Raw genomic sequence first — 15,417 nt, forward strand, 5'->3', positions numbered from 1 at the left:
GAGTCTCGTTTCATGGCGAATCACTTTTTGGCTTATTTGTACCGGCTGCAGCATATCGAGCGCTGGAGTCTTATGCGGAACACGAATCCGGAGAACGTAGCCGAGCATTCCTTTCACGTGGCGCTAATCGCCCATTCTCTGGGCGTCATCGCGCAGGAAATATTCGGAAGGGACGTCAGCCCCGAGCAACTCGCGGCCTTCGCCCTGTTCCATGACGCCACCGAGGTGTTCACCGGCGACATCCCAACCCCCGTAAAGCATCAGAATCCCCGCATTCTCGCCAATTTTCGCGAGATCGAAGCGATGGCGTCCGAACGGCTGCTGGCTAACGTTCCCGACCGCCTCCGCCCCGTCTATGCACCGCTGTTCTCGCGAACGCCTCCCGATCCGGAGCTCGCCAAGCTGCTGAAGGCCGCCGATCTGCTGGACGCTTACTTGAAATGCACCAGCGAAATGTCCGCGGGCAACCGGGAGTTCGCCACCGCCCGCAAGCAGATCGAGGATCGGCTTGAATCTCTCCGGCTTCCCGAAGTCGAGTGGTTTCTCGCCCACCTCGCTCCGGGATTCGAGAGAACGATCGACGAACTGTCCGACTTCGAAGGAGAGAACCGACCGTCATGAAGCTAAAACTGTTTAAATCCCTGTGGGGAATGGAGCATCTGCCGCTTGAACAGAAATTCGAACGCATCGCGGAGGCCGGCTATGCAGGCATCGAGAGCCCCCCGCCCGCGCCGGAAGAGGAGCCTCGCTTCCGCGAGCTGCTCGCTCGTCACGATTTGGCGTACGCTTCAATGGTGTTTACGAGCGGCGATCACGCCGAGTCGTTCCGCAGCCAGATGGAACGGGCCGTTTCTTTCTCTCCGGTGACGATCAACGCCCACAGCGCCAAAGACGACATGCCTTACGAGGAGCAGCTGCGGTTTTTTCGTCAGGCGCTCGAGATCGAACGCTCCTTCGGTATCCCCGTCGTTCATGAAACGCATCGCGGGCGGGCGATGTATACGCCATGGACGACGGAACGGCTGCTGCGCGATCTGCCGGAGCTGCGTCTGTGCGCCGACTTCAGCCATTGGTGCGTCGTGTGCGAGTCTCTTCTGGAGGACCAATCCGAACGGATGGCGACCATTACGGCTCGGGCCGCGTACGTTCACGCCCGCGTCGGCTATGCCGAAGGACCGCAGGTCAATCATCCGGCCGCCCCGGAGCATGCCGGCGCGCTTGCCGCGCATGACGCCTGGTGGCGCTCCATTGCCCGTCATCGTCGCGACCAAGGCGCCGAGCAGCTTGTTTTCGTGCCGGAGTTCGGGCCGCCGGGCTACCTGCAGACGCTGCCGTTCACCGGCCAGCCCGTCTCCGATCTATGGGACGTCTGTCTGTGGATGAAGCGTTACATCGAGAGCCGTTGGGAAGATTGGCTGACATAGGCCGACAACGAAGCAAGCTCCGAAGCGGCATTCGCTCGGAGCTTGCTCTGTTCGGTTGCCTATGGCGAGCTTTAATCCCGCAGCCCGCCCAATGCCGCACGCTTGCGGCCTGCGGGCCCGTTAGCAATTTCCCCGCACGACGCCTCGCTTACGGCCTGCAGGGCCGTTACACGCCCAATTTCCCGCACGGCACCGCGCTTACGGCCTGCGGGACGTTACAGCAACGGATGTCCGTCAAGCAGCTACTGCGCCGCCTTCCTTCTCGCTCTAGTTAGCGGACGGGCGACCGGCGTCTACGTTTCTCGGTCCGGCACCTCGACGACGACCGTGTCGGCCTTCCCGTTCCAGGCGATCTCGACGCGCCAAACTCCGTTAGCGGCATCGTATTCGGCCGCTTGGACGGAAGGTGCCATTACCTCGTCGACCTCAGCCGCTTCCAGCGCCCTGCGGATCGCTTCCGCCTCGGTCATCCCGGCTCCGTCCGGCTTGGCCGGCTCCAGCACCTCCACGCGCTTCGCTTTACCTTGTCCCGGATAGGATTCGGCAATTTCCCCGGTCGACCATACCCGAACCTTCTGCCCGATTTCGAGCCCCGAGCCGGCATCGGAAAACCAGACGGCGTCGAAATAATGAGAAGCCCCGCCATTCGCGCTGAAATCCTTCCTCACCGAGCCGGTAACGAGAATGCCCGTGCCCTTCGTCTCGACGATATATCCCGTAATCGCCATGGCCGGATCGTCGGAAGGCTGACCGGATCCGCCCGGATCCGGATCCGCATCCGCCCGCCGTTCTCCGCAAGCCGCGAGCAATGAGACGAGCGCAAGCAGAAGCGCCGTCCAAGCGATTAAGCTCCTCCTCATCGTTTACGTCCTCCTTTCTGTCTGACTTTGGCCCAGACGAGAAGCAATCCCGCGCCGATAAGCGGAACAGGCCACAGCCAGACGAGATTCTGCTGCGAATCGGCAGCGCTTCCGGGCAGGGGTTCGCGTCCCGCCCCGAGCTGCTGGATGTCGGCTCCCGCATGCTCCGCCGGCTTCGTCAACTCGCACATGCCCGTCTCCAGCCGATCGGGCGATCCGTAGGCGGATACGAGATAAGAGGTGCCCGGCTCGAAAGAGACATAACCGCAGCTTTCTGAACCTATGCTCGTATAGACTGTCGTTTGCCGGGCAAGCTCGCCTTTCCACACCCGATCTACGTCGAACTTTATCTTAACCAGATCGACCGAGCTGTCGACGACCTCCTTGTCCGGCTTGATCACCTGGGTCACCCTGCCCGAGAAAATCGCCGTCTTGCGCGCCATCTCCTCCTGCACAGACGGCGGCGCCGCGCAGGAGCAGGCGTATGCCGTTCCGGGAGCCGCGGCAAGCCCTCCGGCAAGCGCCGCCAACAGAGCGGCCCATAACGTCAACACCGTTCTCATCTCTGCATCACCTCTACGCTTCAGACGCACAAGCGCAGGGGAATGTTCCACAGCCTGAAAAAAGAAATCGAACGGCCCTCCCCCGCGTGTCCGAAAACGTCCATACCGAAAACCCCGTCCGACAGTCGGACGGGGTTTTTCTCGGTGATTCAGAAAGTATAAAATACGCTATCCTTCCTGAATCCCCTCCGACAAAAACGCAATTCTGCGTCTAGAGGACGCCGAAGGCGTTTTTGCTTGAGAGTGCGGCTGCTCGTCTTACGCCCTGTACCAGGGCACCTGCATCAACCAGATCATTACCATGAACAGTACAAAAATAATCGTGCTCAGCGTTTGAACTTTCGAGATCGAGGAGCTTGCGCTCTCGCCTTTGACGGATGAGGCCGCGATCTGCTTAAGCGGTCCTTGCACGATGCCGGCCAAAGCTCCGATCGCGACGAACAGAACGCCTACCGTTACCATCCAGGCGACGGAGTAGCGGACGTTCAAACCGGTCAGCAGGTAGCCTCCTGTAATAAGCTGCAAGATCAGTGCGTACTGGCCCACTCGGCCGCCGGAGATGAGCCCGCGAGCCAAGCCCTCCTGCGCTGTGCCGGACAGCTGCTTGAACTTCCCGACCACAAACGGCAGGATCGCGTACACGCCCATGCCGACTGCGCCGACTACGTGCAAAAACAACATCACATTTGCCATTTGTCGCAACCTCCAAATCGTTAACAACCAGACTAGGACAATCTAAGTATACACAAAAAAAAGGACGAGCAAAACTGCCCCTGCCCGCAGGCGGGCAAAAAAATCGCCGAAACCCTGCCGCTTGGGCGGGCTTTCGGCGATGCGGATGCGGCATTACGCGTTGTCGACGATCCGGATGACGCTGCGCACCGATTCCGCGGACTTCTCAAGAGCCGCCTTCTCTTCCGGCGTCAGCTCCAGCTCGATGATCCTTTCGATGCCGTCTCCGCCCAGCACGGCCAGAACGCCCATGAACAAACCGTCGAACCCGTATTCGCCTTGAAGCAGCGCGATGACCGGAAGAATGCGCTTCTTGTCCTTCAGAATCGCTTCCGTCATCTGCACGAGAGACGCCGCCGGCGCGTAGTACGCGCTGCCGTTGCCCAACAGATTCACAATCTCTCCGCCGCCGACGCGGGTGCGGGCGACGATGGCGTCAATCTGCTCCTTGGGCAGCAGCTTCTCGACCGGAATGCCTCCGATCGTCGTATAGCGAACGAGCGGAACCATGTCGTCTCCGTGGCCGCCGAGCACGACCCCGCGAACGTCCTCGACGGATACGTTCAGCGCCTGCGCCAGAAACGTGTTATAGCGAGCGGTATCGAGAACGCCGGACTGGCCGATGACGCGATTTTTCGGAAAGCCGAGCGCCTGGTTGGCGACATAGGTCATGGCGTCGACCGGGTTGGACAAAATGATGACGTAAGCGTTCGGACTGGTCGCTTTGACGTTCTCGCACACCGACCGGACAATCCCCGCGTTCGTATTCACGAGATCGTCCCGGCTCATCCCCGGCTTGCGGGCAATGCCGGCCGTAATGATAACGACGTCCGAATTCGCGGAGTCGGCATAATCCGCCGTTCCGGTAATGTTGGCGTCGACGCCTTGCACCGGCGTCGATTCGAGCATGTCAAGCGCCTTGCCCTTCGTCGGATTCTCCTGCTGGGGAATGTCCAGCAGGACGACGTCGCCCAGCTCCTTCTGAGCCAGCATCAGCGCCGTAGTCGCACCGGTAAACCCTGCGCCTACGACCGTAATTTTCGCGCGTTTGATTGCCATGGATCGTCCTCCTTGTCATTGGCCCGGCCTTTTTCCATGCCGAACAGTCCGGCTTACGCCGTTCTTGGATCGGCGGGATACCCTCTCGGGCGCTCCGCCCCTTGCGCAACCGTTCGCTTCCTCTCCGCGCAGCCCCCGAATCCGGGAGAACCGCCGCCCAATTCAGGCGACGGTTCTTCGATTTTCGGCATTCGGTCTATTCGATTCGTTTCTTCGTCAGAGCTTAGAAGTTTTTGATAATCTCGTTCGCGAACTCGGAGCATTTCACTTCCGTCGCGCCTTCCATCAGACGGGCGAAATCGTAAGTGACGACTTTGCTGCCGATTGATTTCTCGAGCCCTTTGTAAATCAGGTCGGCCGCTTCCAGCCAGCCCAGATGCTCCAGCATCATAACGCCGGACAGAATGACGGAGCCCGGGTTTACAACGTCCTTGTCCGCATATTTCGGCGCCGTGCCGTGAGTCGCCTCGAAGATGGCGTGGCCGGTTGCGTAGTTGATGTTCGCTCCCGGGGCGATGCCGATTCCGCCGACTTGAGCGGCCAGCGCGTCGGACAGGTAGTCGCCGTTCAGGTTCAGCGTCGCGATCACGTCGAAGTCGGTCGGACGGGTCAGAACTTGCTGCAGGGCGATATCGGCGATGGCATCCTTCACGAGGATCTTGCCTTCATCCAGAGCCGCCTTCTGCGCCGCATTAGCCGCCGCTTCGCCTTGCTCGGCTTTGATTTTGTCGTATTGATCCCACGTGAACACCTTGTCGCCGAACTCCTGCTCGGCCACTTCGTAGCCCCAGTTTTTGAATGCGCCCTCGGTGAACTTCATGATGTTGCCTTTGTGTACAAGCGTAACGGATTTGCGGTTATGCTTGATCGCATACTCGATCGCAGCGCGAACGAGACGCTTGGAGCCTTCCGAGGATACCGGCTTGATGCCGATGCCGGAAGTTTCAGGGAAGCGGATCTTTTTGACGCCCATCTCCTTCTGCAGGAACTCCAGCACCTTCTTGACTTCATCCGTACCGGATTGATACTCGATGCCGGCATAGATGTCTTCCGTATTTTCGCGGAAGATGACCATGTCTACGAGCTCCGGACGTTTTACCGGAGACGGAACGCCTTGGAAATAGCGAACCGGGCGCAGACAGACGTACAGATCGAGCTCCTGGCGCAGAGCGACGTTCAGGGAGCGGATACCGCCGCCGATCGGCGTCGTCAGAGGGCCCTTGATGGCGATAATCATCTCGCGGATCGCTTCGAGCGTATCGTTAGGCAGCCATTCGCCGTAAGTATTAAAAGCTTTTTCCCCTGCGAACACTTCGTACCAGGCGATCTTCTTCTCGCCGTTGTAGGCTTTCTCGACGGCCGCGTCCAGCACGCGCTTGGAAGCTTTCCAGATGTCGCGTCCCGTGCCGTCGCCTTCGATAAAAGGAATGATCGGATGGTTAGGCACGTTCAGCACGCCGTTCGTTACCGTAATTTTCTCGCCGGAAGTCGGCGCTGCGAATTTTTCGAGTTTCATAAAGTGGTTTCTCCTCCTGGAATGATGTTCTGTTTAGGGTATGTTCGTTAGCTTCTTTGGGCGATTGGCACGTAGCTCTGATCTACGGGACCGACATATTCCGCGCGAGGGCGGATCAGGCGGTTGTCTTCGTATTGCTCCAAAATGTGCGCAGTCCAGCCGGATACGCGGCTGATCGCGAAGATCGGCGTAAACAGGTCGCGCGGGATGCCCAGCATCGTGTAGCAGGAAGCCGAATAGAAATCGACGTTCGGCTTAAGCCCCTTCTGGCCGGTGACGAGCTCCTCAATCTTGACGGACATTTCGTACAGCGTCATGTCGCCCTTGAGCTCGCCGAGCTGGCGGGACATCTGCATCAGATGCTTGGCGCGGGGGTCGCCGTTCTTGTATACGCGGTGACCGAAGCCCATGATCTTCTCTTTGTTGTCCAGCTTGTTCTGGATGTAAGGCTCCACATTCGCGAGAGAGCCGATCTCATCCAGCATAACCATGACCGCCTCGTTCGCTCCGCCGTGAAGCGGACCTTTCAGAGCGCCGATCGCCGAAGTCACGCCGGAGTAGATATCCGACAGCGTTGCGACCGTCACGCGCGAAGCGAAGGTCGAAGCGTTCAGCTCGTGGTCGGCATGAAGGACCAGCGCCTTGTCCATCGCCTCGATGGCCACTTGCGCCGGCTCTTCGCCGGTCAGCATGTACAGGAAGTTATGAGCGACGCCGATCCCTTTCTTGGGAGCGATCGGCTCCTTGCCTTCGCGAATGCGCGCGAAAGCCGCAACGACCGTAGGGAGCTGGGCCTGGAGCTTCACCGCCTTGCGGTAGTTCGCCTCCCGGCTCATCTCGTTCGCTTCGCCGTCGTACAGCGCGAGGCTGGACACAACCGTACGCAGCGCAGCCATCGAGTTGGCCTGCTTCGGGTAGAGGCGCAGACCTTCGATCACCTCGGCCGGAACGGAAGCGTATTCGCCAAGCTGAGCGATCAGTTCATCAAGCTCCGCTTGAGTGGGGAGCTTGCCGTGCCACAACAAATAGATGACTTCCTCGAACGAAGCTTTTTCCGCCAGTTCGTCGATGTTAATGCCTTGGTAGGTCAGGACACCATCGATAATGGAGCTGATAGAGGACTTCGCCGCGACGATGCCTTCAAGGCCCTTGGTTGCTGTCATATTTTCTCTCTCCTTTGACCGGAAAATTCATGTCCGCCGGCTTGTCTTCCGCCCCGCCGCGGGGGGATGCCCTTAAATGTCCACGTACAAGATCGAAGCGCTCTCAGCTCGATATTGTGCGTAAACCGTAGCAATCTTAACATTCTTTGACCTTTTTTAATGATAATCGATTTAACAGGCGAATGGAACCGATAGGGGTATAAAAATGCTTTATCGGCCCCATCACGAATCGTTCTTGCGCTCCGATCCTTATCATCATTTGACTTAAAGTCCCTGATTATTCCACGGGTCGATTTATGTTACAATGTAACGAAAGTTTGAACCAGTGGATGGAGGCTTGCGAGTGCGTACAACAAAGAGCCGGGCAACCGGAATTATCGATATCGGTTCCAATACCGTCCGCCTGTCCGTCTATCAGTTAACGGACAACGGCGCTTACAGAGTCGTCGACCAGGGACGTTGGTCCGCCAGGCTGAGCCAGCGCGTGGCTCCCGACGGCACGCTGCCGGCCGACGCGGTGGACGAGCTGGCGGAGGTGCTGCGCCATTATCTCCGCATCTGCGCCAAGCACGGAGCCGAACGCATTCGCGCGGTGGCGACGGCGGCCATCCGGCAGGCCGCCAATCGGGAAAGCGTCATCCAGCGGCTTCGCTCCGTCGCCGGCATCGACATCGAGCTGTTGTCCGGCGAGGAAGAGGCCCGGATCGGCAGCGTGGCCATGCTGAACAGCCTGAGGTTCGGCGACGGCTTCGTCGTCGATATCGGCGGCGGCAGCACTGAAATGACGCTGATCCGGGGACGGCAGGTCGTCTCCGCCGCCTCCTTCCCGATCGGCTGCGTGAACGTCTCCGCCCGCTACGGTCTGGGGGACGAGCCCGTGACGCAGGAAACCTTGGAAACGATAATCGCGGACACGAAGAGCCGGCTCCGCCGCGAGGACTGGATCTCCCGGCACCCCGGGCTGCCCCTGATCGGATTGGGAGGGACGGTGCGCGCGCTGGCGAAGCTGAGACAGCGGGAGTCCGGCTATCCGTTCCCTCACCTGCACGGGTATGAGATGTCCGCTCCCGACGTGTCGGCAGCGCTGAACGATCTGTCCCGCATTCCCGTTGCGCAGCGCCGGAAGCGTCCCGGCCTGTCCAAGGATCGGGGCGACGTCATCGTGCCGGGACTCGCCATCCTGCTCGGCGTGATGGAGCATATCCAGGCGTCCGGTCTCGCCGTATGCGGAGCCGGCTTGCGCGACGGGCTGTTCTACGAGACGTGCGAGCCTTATCCGCTGCCCGCTTCCGACGAAGAAGTGCTGGAGGAAAGCATACGAAATCTGGTCGCGCTTTATCCTGCGGCGCCCGGCGAGCATCTCCAGCAGGTCCGCAAATTAGCCGTCGCGCTGTTCGACCAGTTGGACGCCGGCTCCCAGCTGCCCCGGGGAAGCCGCAAGCTGCTGGAAACGGCCGCCAGACTGTTCCGGATCGGCGCAACGATCGATTATAACGACTGCGCGGATCATACGTTCTACATGCTGCTGCATACCCATTGGAACGGCTTGTCCCACCGGGAGACGATCCTGACCGCCGCCATCGCTTCGTACCGAAGCTCCAGCTCGTTAAGACGGAAGCTCTCTCCCTATCCGTCCGTTCTCTCCGAGGGAGATCTGGAGACGGCCGGAAGGCTGGGCGCATTGCTGCTGCTCGCCTCTACGCTGGACCGCAGCGAATCCCAGGCGATCTCCTCGCTCGAAATCGCCGTCGAGGGCAAGAAGCTCATTCTCTACGCCCAATCGAGCCACCCTCTGCCGGTCGAACGGATGGAGATCGGCAATATGGCCAAAGAATTCAAGAAAATATGGGGAATGACGCCGGAGCTGCGAGTCGTCCGAGTCTAGCCCTGCCTCTCTAGGAATCCAGCGCCGCCGCAATCGATTTCCACAGCGGAATGTCCGCCGCTTCGAATTGACTGCGCAGCGGCGTTTGCTCGTTCGCGACCCGGATGTACGAGCCCGTCGGCTGCAGCTCCCTCGCCTTGACGTTGTCGAGCAGGTTCATCTGCAGCACGTTCATGAGCATCAGGCGAAGCCCTTTGTCGTACACCGGACACATCAGCTCCACTCTGCGGTTCAGATTGCGGCTCATCCAGTCCGCGCTCGAAATATACACTTCTTCGTTGCCCCCGGCTGCGACGGCCAATATTCTCGCATGCTCCAAATACCGGTCGACAATGCTGATGACCCGAATGTTGTCGCTCAGCCCGGGGACTCCGGGACGAAGACAGCACACCCCTCTGACGATCAGATCGATTTTGACGCCCGCCTGGGAAGCTTCGTACAGCTTGTCGATCATCGACTGATTCGACAGCGAATTCATCTTCGCCACGATCCGCGCCGGCTTGCCGGCCTGAGCGCTTGCAATCTCCCGGTCGATCAGCTCGAACAGCTTCGGCTTCAGACCGATCGGCGCGACGGCGAAGGCCGACCACAGATGCGGCGCCGAGTAGCCCGTCATCTCGTTGAACAATGCGGTCGCGTCCGCCCCGATATCAGGGTGGCTGGTGAGCAGTCCGGCATCGGTGTAGAAACGGGCCGTGCTCTCGTTGTAGTTCCCCGTTCCGACATGAACGTATCTTCTGAGCGAGTCGGACTCCTTGCGGACAACGAGCGTAATTTTCGCATGCGTCTTTAGTCCGACCAGGCCGTACACGACATGGCATCCGGATTTCTCGAGCTGCCTCGCCCAGGCGATGTTGCGCGCCTCGTCGAACCTCGCCTTGATCTCCACGACAACGGTAACCTGTTTTCCGGACTCCGCCGCGCGAGACAGCGCCTGGATCAGCACGGAATTGACGTTGACGCGGTAAAGCGTCATTTTAATCGCCAGAACGTCGGGATCGGCGGCCGCCTGCAGCACGAAATCGTTAACGATCTCGAACGATTCGTACGGGTGGTAGACAAGCACGTCCCTTTCGCGAAGCACGGACAGGATGTCGTCCGTATCGTCGAACTCCTTCGGATAGACGGGCTCGTACTTCGGATAACGGAGATGCTCGTAATTCGGCAGAGAGGCGGCGAACTTCGACAGAAAGCCGAGGTCGAGCGGCCCGTCGATCTCGTCGATGAACTCCTCCGACAGCTCCAGCTCCTCTTTCAACAGCTCCAGCGCGTCCGGATGAATTCCTTTTTCCGCCTCCAGCCTGACCGGCAGCCCTCTTTGCCGCCGGCGCAGCTCCTTCTCGATCTCCTGCAGCAGATCCTCCGCGCCTTCCTCGTTCGGAGTCAAATCGGAGTTGCGGGTCACCCGGAAGGCATGCACCGCCTCTACCTGATAGCCGCTGAACAGAAGCCCGATATGTTCGCGGATCAAATCCTCGAGCAGCAGATAGACCAGCTTACGACTGTTCCTTCTTCCGGGGACGACGACCGTGCGAGCCAGAATCGAAGGCACCTGCACGATGGCGCAATAGGTTTGGTCGGGGTCTTCGGCGCCGCTCTGCTCATGCTTCAGGACGACGGCCAAGTACAGCTCCTTGCTGTGAACGAGCGGGAACGGGCGGCTCTGATCGACCGCCATCGGGGTCAGCACGGGATAGACGATGCGCTTGAAATATTCCGTCGCCGCCTGCTTCTGCTCCTCGCTCAAATCCCCGTAATTCGTGAGCGATACGCCTTCCTTCGCCAGCAGCCTCAGCAATTCGCGATAGGTCCGGTACTGCTCCCGAACCATTCGCACGCTTCGCTTCATCAGCCGCCGGATCAGACCTTGCGGCGTGTAGCCGGTAAAATCCGATTTTCCGTAACCGGCTTTGCTCTGCGCCTGTAATCCCGCGACTCTTACGCTCATAAACTCATCTAGGTTGCTTTGGACGATGGACAGGAATTGCAATCGCTCCAGAAGTGGCGTTCCGGGATCTTCAGCTTCTTCGAGCACCCGCCTGTTGAATTCGAGCCAGCTTAAATCTCGGTTGATGTACTTTTTGACGCTTGACACCCGCATCCCCCTGTTCGAATGACCGGCGACAAACTTCGACGCCGACTTGTTTCCTCCATTATGTTGGTAGAGTGTAAACTCAACATCAACTTTGCGTTAACGCAGTGTGAAAAGAAATCGGCGCGGGAAAAGGGGCGGTTAGCGTGAATCGAAAAATCGGAGGCCAGCTGTCTCGACTGGGCCTGGTCGCGGCTCTGCTGACCGCGGCCATCCTGCTGCTGTGGTGGGCTTTTCCCTTTCTCTATCCTTTTCTGCTCGGCTGGCTGCTCGCCTACGCCCTGAATCCGCTTGTCGGCTTCCTGCAGGCCAGAACGCGGCTGCCCAGATGGCTGGCGGTTAGCGTATCGCTGACCCTGTTCACGGGAGCGATGCTGGCGTCTGCCGCCGCGCTCGTCATGAGGCTCGTCGACGAGATCGTCGCCTTGTCCCGTTCGCTGCAAAACCTGGTGGCCTGGGCGGAGAAGTCCTTTAACGATTTGCTGGCCAATCCCGAAATTCAGGACATGATGACCCGGATTAACGACTTTTATCTGCACAACCCCGAATACAAGGAAACGATCAACAGCAGCATATCCAACACCGCCCAAGCGATTACCCATACGGGAACCGGCCTGATCAGCCTCTTTTTCGGGGGAATCGTCCGCATTCTGTACTCGTTGCCGATCGTCGTGACGATCGCCATCGTCGTCCTGCTTGCTTCTTTCTTCATCGGCAAAGACTGGAATCGCTACGCCCGGATCCGGGTGTGGCTTCCGCAAGGTCTCGTCCGCAAAACCGGAACGGTGTGGCGGGATCTCCGGCATGCCCTGTTCGGATATGTGAGAGCCCAGCTTATTATGATCTCCATCACGACCGTCGTCGTCATTGTCGGCCTATGGCTGATCGGGGTCAAGAACGCCCTTGCGATCGGCTTGCTGATCGGATTCGTCGACCTGCTCCCGTATCTGGGCGTAGGCGCCGCGATGATCCCCTGGATCGGCTACGCGTTTCTGACCGGCGACTGGGCGCTCGGCACCGGACTGTCCGTGCTGTACGGCATCATCCTCGTCGCGCGCCAGTTCATCGAGCCCAAGGTGCTGGCCTCCAGCGTCGGGCTGGACCCGCTGTCTACGCTGATCGCCATGTTCGCCGGTCTCCAGCTGCTCGGAATCGCCGGTCTGATCATCGGCCCCATCGCCGTCGTCCTTCTGACCGCCTGTCACAGGGCGAACGTGTTCCGGGATATCGGCCGGTACGTGAAACAAGGCAGCCGCTGAATGCGGCCGCCGCGACCGGGCTTACCAGCGGTTCGGCCCCCGGTAGATCGTGAACCGGCCTCCGCGCATCAGTCTCTCGAGCCAGCGATACATAAACAAACGATACAACGGTCGGGTCAAGGGGAGCAGCAGCGTCAAGCCGACCACGTCCGAGATAAACCCCGGAACGATCAGCAGAATACCGCCGACCAGCACGCACAGCCCCTCCAGCAAAGTGTGTCCCGGAGGCTGGCCGCTCTGCATCTGCTGCTGCGCCTGGCGCCATACTTTGCGGCCTTCCGTCTGGATCAGGTAAGCCCCGAGCAGGCTTGTCGCGAGCAGCAGACCGAACGTCCAGAAGCCCCCGATCCATCGCCCCATCATATAGATTCCCCAAATTTCAAGCAGCATCGCCAGCACGACAATCGTCAGCAGCTTTCTTTGCAAGGCCGTCACCCTTTCCCTATCGGTCTAGTCCCGCCAATGCCACCATTTTATCATACCAATCGGGAGCCTCCCGCGCGAATCGGACCGGCTTCCATTCCCGGTTCACCCAGACGTGGCGAGTCCCGCCCTTCACGAGCAGATCGCCCGGCGGCTCCTCATCTTCGCAGGCGTCCCCCAGACTTGCCGTCAGATCTCCCCCGAATATGCGCGACTCGAACCCGACCCGCAGGCTCGTCAGCTCCGCGACCTTCGTGCATATCGTGATCCACTCGTCGTAGCGGGCCGCTTGCCTAAACGACGCCTCCAGGTTGGTGACGGGCAGAAGCAGTCCGCGAGCTTCCATCTCCCGATAGGAGATGCCCGCCCTTCGCACCCACTCCGTCCTGCCGATCTCGAACCAGTTCAAATAGTTGACGTGATAGACGACGCCCATCTGGTCCGTCTCCTGATACCTCACCCTCAGCGGGTGCAAAAACCATCTGCCCATACGGCCTCTCCTCTCGAGCTTCCGATAGAATCGGATACGTAAATCGGAAGAATCGGTTTCAATCCGGCTTTTCAGGCGCCTCGCCGCCGGCGGCAGCCGGAAGCCGGGGTCTTGCGAGCGCGAAAAAGTTCCCTGCAGCTCGGCCGCAGGGAACTTTCTATTGCCCGTTTCGGGTCCTTACATCACTTTCGCTTGGCCGGAGTAGATCACGCCGTGCTCGGCGTACAGCGTCACTTCCATGCCGTCCTGCAGCAGCTTGGCCGCATTGTCGACGCCCACGATCACCGGAATGCCCAGATTAAGCCCTACGACAGCCGTATGACAGGTGATGCCGCCGCATTCGGTAATGACTGCGGCCGCCTTCTCGATCGCCGGCATATATTCTTTGTCCGTCGACGGAGCGACCAGAATCGCTCCCGGCGTCATTTTGGCATTCGCTTCTTCCGGCGAGGCGGCGATGACGACTTTGCCCGTCGCGCTCTGGGAGCCGATGCCTTGCCCCTGCGCGATCAGTTCGCCTACGTTGTGGATCTTGATCAGGTTCGTCGTGCCCGAGCGGCCCACCGGCACGCCGGCGGTGATGACGATCGTATCTCCCAGGCGGACGATTCCGCTTTCCAGGGCGCCCTTCACGGCAATCTCGAACATCTCGTCCGTCGTGGCCGCAGGTACGCCCTTCACCGGAATGACGCCCCAGACGAGCTGCAGACGGCGAAGCACCTGCTCGACCGGCGTGACGGCGATAATCGGAGATTTCGGCTTATATTTGGAAACCATGCGAGCCGTATAGCCGCTTTCCGTCGAGGTGACGATCGCCTTCGCGTCGAGGTCGAGAGCGGAGTTGGCGACGGCCTGGCTGATCGCTTCCGTTACGGATGTTTGCTGGGCGTTCGCCTGTTTCGTGAAGATTTCGCGATAATGCAGGGCGGACTCGGCGCTTTCGGCGATCCGGGACATCGTCTCCACGGATTCGACCGGATACTTGCCTGCCGCCGTCTCGCCGGACAGCATGATCGCATCGGTTCCGTCGAAGATCGCGTTCGCGACGTCGGAAGCCTCCGCGCGGGTCGGACGAGGATTGCGCTGCATGGAATCGAGCATCTGCGTCGCAGTAATGACGGGCTTGCCGGCGCGGTTGCACTTCTCGATCATCAGCTTCTGCACGAGGGGCACTTCCTCCGCCGGAATCTCCACGCCGAGATCCCCGCGGGCAACCATCAGGCCGTCGGACACTTCCAGAATTTCGTCGAGATTGTCCACGCCCTGCTGATTCTCGATCTTGGAGATGATGTGGATATGACGGGCGTCATGACGCTCCAGCAGCTCGCGAATCTCGAGCACGTCGCTGGCGCGGCGCACGAAGGAAGCGGCAATAAAGTCGACGCCGACTTCGATGCCGAATTTGATATCGCTAATATCTTTCTCCGTCAGTCCCGGCATGGAGATGGCTACGCCAGGTACGTTCACGCCTTTCTTGCTCTTGATCTGGCCGTTGTTCACGATCTGGCACTTGATTTCCGTCCCTTGGATGTCGACGACCGTAAGGCCGATTAGACCGTCGTCAATCAGAATCGTCGAACCGACGCTGATGTCGGAAGGAAGGTCCTTGTACGTAACCGGTACCCGGTCAATGTCGCCGAGAATTTCTTCCGTCGTCAACGTAATGTACTCGCCCTGAACGAGCTCGATCGGCTCTTCCTTCAGCTTGCCTAGACGAATTTCCGGTCCTTTCGTGTCGAGAAGAATGGCGACGGTTTTGTTGAGCTCGGCGGAAGCCTGGCGAATCGTTTTGATCCGGTTGCCGTGTTCCTCGTAGTCCCCGTGCGAGAAGTTCAGGCGGGCGACGTTCATGCCGGCGGCGATAAGCTTCTTCGTGTTTTCCAGCGATTCGCTGGAAGGGCCGATCGTACAGACGATTTTCGTTTTTCGCATGATTTCGTTTCCTCCATTT

General features: G+C 59.6%; 14 protein-coding genes. 4 read left to right on the forward strand and 10 right to left on the reverse strand.

Annotated features, from left to right (window positions below; genetic code table 11):
* Positions 1-12: 12 nt before the first annotated feature.
* Together yfbR and ACFO3S_RS01585 are read left to right on the forward strand one after the other, a co-directional pair.
* Complete coding sequence (gene yfbR / locus ACFO3S_RS01580) at positions 13-621, forward strand: 5'-deoxynucleotidase (RefSeq protein ID WP_378091526.1); 609 nt, start codon at positions 13-15, stop codon at positions 619-621.
* Positions 618-1,424, forward strand: a complete 807-nt coding sequence (locus tag ACFO3S_RS01585) for a sugar phosphate isomerase/epimerase family protein (RefSeq protein ID WP_378091528.1) — start codon at positions 618-620, stop codon at positions 1,422-1,424. The genes yfbR and ACFO3S_RS01585 overlap by 4 nt, the downstream gene beginning before the upstream one ends.
* Before the next feature lie 293 nt (positions 1,425-1,717).
* Here the strand turns inward: ACFO3S_RS01585 and ACFO3S_RS01590 are convergent, their stop codons facing one another.
* From ACFO3S_RS01590 to citZ, 6 genes are all read right to left on the reverse strand, one after another.
* Entirely contained in the window at positions 1,718-2,284 is a 567-nt protein-coding gene (locus tag ACFO3S_RS01590) for a YobA family protein (protein ID WP_378091530.1), read from the reverse strand.
* Positions 2,281-2,847 carry a hypothetical protein gene (locus tag ACFO3S_RS01595; RefSeq protein ID WP_378091532.1) on the reverse strand — a complete coding sequence of 189 codons (567 nt, stop codon included), beginning with the start codon at positions 2,845-2,847 and terminating at the stop codon, positions 2,281-2,283. The genes ACFO3S_RS01590 and ACFO3S_RS01595 overlap by 4 nt, the downstream gene beginning before the upstream one ends.
* A 258-nt stretch (positions 2,848-3,105) precedes the next feature.
* On the reverse strand, positions 3,106-3,540 hold the full coding sequence (locus ACFO3S_RS01600; RefSeq protein WP_378091534.1) for a hypothetical protein: 435 nt from the start codon (positions 3,538-3,540) through the stop codon (positions 3,106-3,108).
* A gap of 153 nt (positions 3,541-3,693) precedes the next feature.
* Positions 3,694-4,638, reverse strand: coding sequence for a malate dehydrogenase (mdh, locus tag ACFO3S_RS01605; protein WP_378091536.1), 945 nt, complete (start codon positions 4,636-4,638; stop codon positions 3,694-3,696).
* 223 nt (positions 4,639-4,861) lie between these two features.
* Entirely contained in the window at positions 4,862-6,154 is a 1,293-nt protein-coding gene (gene icd, locus ACFO3S_RS01610; RefSeq protein ID WP_378091538.1) for an NADP-dependent isocitrate dehydrogenase, read from the reverse strand.
* Positions 6,155-6,201: 47 nt separating this feature from the next.
* On the reverse strand, positions 6,202-7,317 hold the full coding sequence (gene citZ, locus ACFO3S_RS01615) for a citrate synthase (RefSeq protein WP_378091540.1): 1,116 nt from the start codon (positions 7,315-7,317) through the stop codon (positions 6,202-6,204).
* A 343-nt stretch (positions 7,318-7,660) separates the two neighbouring features.
* Between citZ and ACFO3S_RS01620 the strand changes: the two genes are divergently transcribed.
* Entirely contained in the window at positions 7,661-9,202 is a 1,542-nt protein-coding gene (locus ACFO3S_RS01620; protein ID WP_378091542.1) for a Ppx/GppA phosphatase family protein, read from the forward strand.
* A 10-nt stretch (positions 9,203-9,212) separates the two neighbouring features.
* On the opposite strand, the gene ppk1 is transcribed toward ACFO3S_RS01620, so the two are convergent.
* Positions 9,213-11,303: a polyphosphate kinase 1 gene (ppk1, locus tag ACFO3S_RS01625; protein WP_378091544.1), complete on the reverse strand. Its 2,091-nt coding sequence runs from the start codon at positions 11,301-11,303 to the stop codon at positions 9,213-9,215.
* Between the two features lie 137 nt (positions 11,304-11,440).
* Between ppk1 and ytvI the strand changes: the two genes are divergently transcribed.
* Positions 11,441-12,553, forward strand: a complete 1,113-nt coding sequence (gene ytvI / locus ACFO3S_RS01630; RefSeq protein WP_378091546.1) for a sporulation integral membrane protein YtvI — start codon at positions 11,441-11,443, stop codon at positions 12,551-12,553.
* A 21-nt stretch (positions 12,554-12,574) separates the two neighbouring features.
* On the opposite strand, the gene ACFO3S_RS01635 is transcribed toward ytvI, so the two are convergent.
* The 3 genes from ACFO3S_RS01635 to pyk all read right to left on the reverse strand — a co-directional run bounded on the left by ACFO3S_RS01635 (position 12,575) and on the right by pyk (position 15,398).
* Entirely contained in the window at positions 12,575-12,979 is a 405-nt protein-coding gene (locus tag ACFO3S_RS01635) for an FxsA family protein (protein ID WP_378091548.1), read from the reverse strand.
* Between the two features lie 16 nt (positions 12,980-12,995).
* The gene (locus ACFO3S_RS01640; protein WP_378091550.1) at positions 12,996-13,466 is read right to left on the reverse strand and encodes an acyl-CoA thioesterase; all 471 of its coding nucleotides are present in this window, start codon (positions 13,464-13,466) and stop codon (positions 12,996-12,998) included.
* 177 nt (positions 13,467-13,643) lie between these two features.
* On the reverse strand, positions 13,644-15,398 hold the full coding sequence (gene pyk / locus ACFO3S_RS01645; RefSeq protein WP_378091552.1) for a pyruvate kinase: 1,755 nt from the start codon (positions 15,396-15,398) through the stop codon (positions 13,644-13,646).
* Between the last annotated feature and the right edge of the window lie 19 nt (positions 15,399-15,417).

Source organism: Cohnella hongkongensis (genome assembly GCF_042654645.1).
GTDB lineage: Bacteria > Bacillota > Bacilli > Paenibacillales > Paenibacillaceae > Cohnella > Cohnella hongkongensis.

What these genes read in the sequence shown, in the direction of transcription:
- yfbR (WP_378091526.1), top strand. Translation starts at nt 13, where the DNA reads ATGGCGAATCACTTTTTGGCTTATTTGTACCGGCTGCAGCATATCGAG.
- ACFO3S_RS01585 (WP_378091528.1), top strand. Translation starts at nt 618, where the DNA reads ATGAAGCTAAAACTGTTTAAATCCCTGTGGGGAATGGAGCATCTGCCG.
- ACFO3S_RS01590 (WP_378091530.1), bottom strand. Translation starts at nt 2,284, where the DNA reads ATGAGGAGGAGCTTAATCGCTTGGACGGCGCTTCTGCTTGCGCTCGTC.
- ACFO3S_RS01595 (WP_378091532.1), bottom strand. Translation starts at nt 2,847, where the DNA reads ATGAGAACGGTGTTGACGTTATGGGCCGCTCTGTTGGCGGCGCTTGCC.
- ACFO3S_RS01600 (WP_378091534.1), bottom strand. Translation starts at nt 3,540, where the DNA reads ATGGCAAATGTGATGTTGTTTTTGCACGTAGTCGGCGCAGTCGGCATG.
- mdh (WP_378091536.1), bottom strand. Translation starts at nt 4,638, where the DNA reads ATGGCAATCAAACGCGCGAAAATTACGGTCGTAGGCGCAGGGTTTACC.
- icd (WP_378091538.1), bottom strand. Translation starts at nt 6,154, where the DNA reads ATGAAACTCGAAAAATTCGCAGCGCCGACTTCCGGCGAGAAAATTACG.
- citZ (WP_378091540.1), bottom strand. Translation starts at nt 7,317, where the DNA reads ATGACAGCAACCAAGGGCCTTGAAGGCATCGTCGCGGCGAAGTCCTCT.
- ppk1 (WP_378091544.1), bottom strand. Translation starts at nt 11,303, where the DNA reads ATGCGGGTGTCAAGCGTCAAAAAGTACATCAACCGAGATTTAAGCTGG.
- ACFO3S_RS01640 (WP_378091550.1), bottom strand. Translation starts at nt 13,466, where the DNA reads ATGGGCAGATGGTTTTTGCACCCGCTGAGGGTGAGGTATCAGGAGACG.
- pyk (WP_378091552.1), bottom strand. Translation starts at nt 15,398, where the DNA reads ATGCGAAAAACGAAAATCGTCTGTACGATCGGCCCTTCCAGCGAATCG.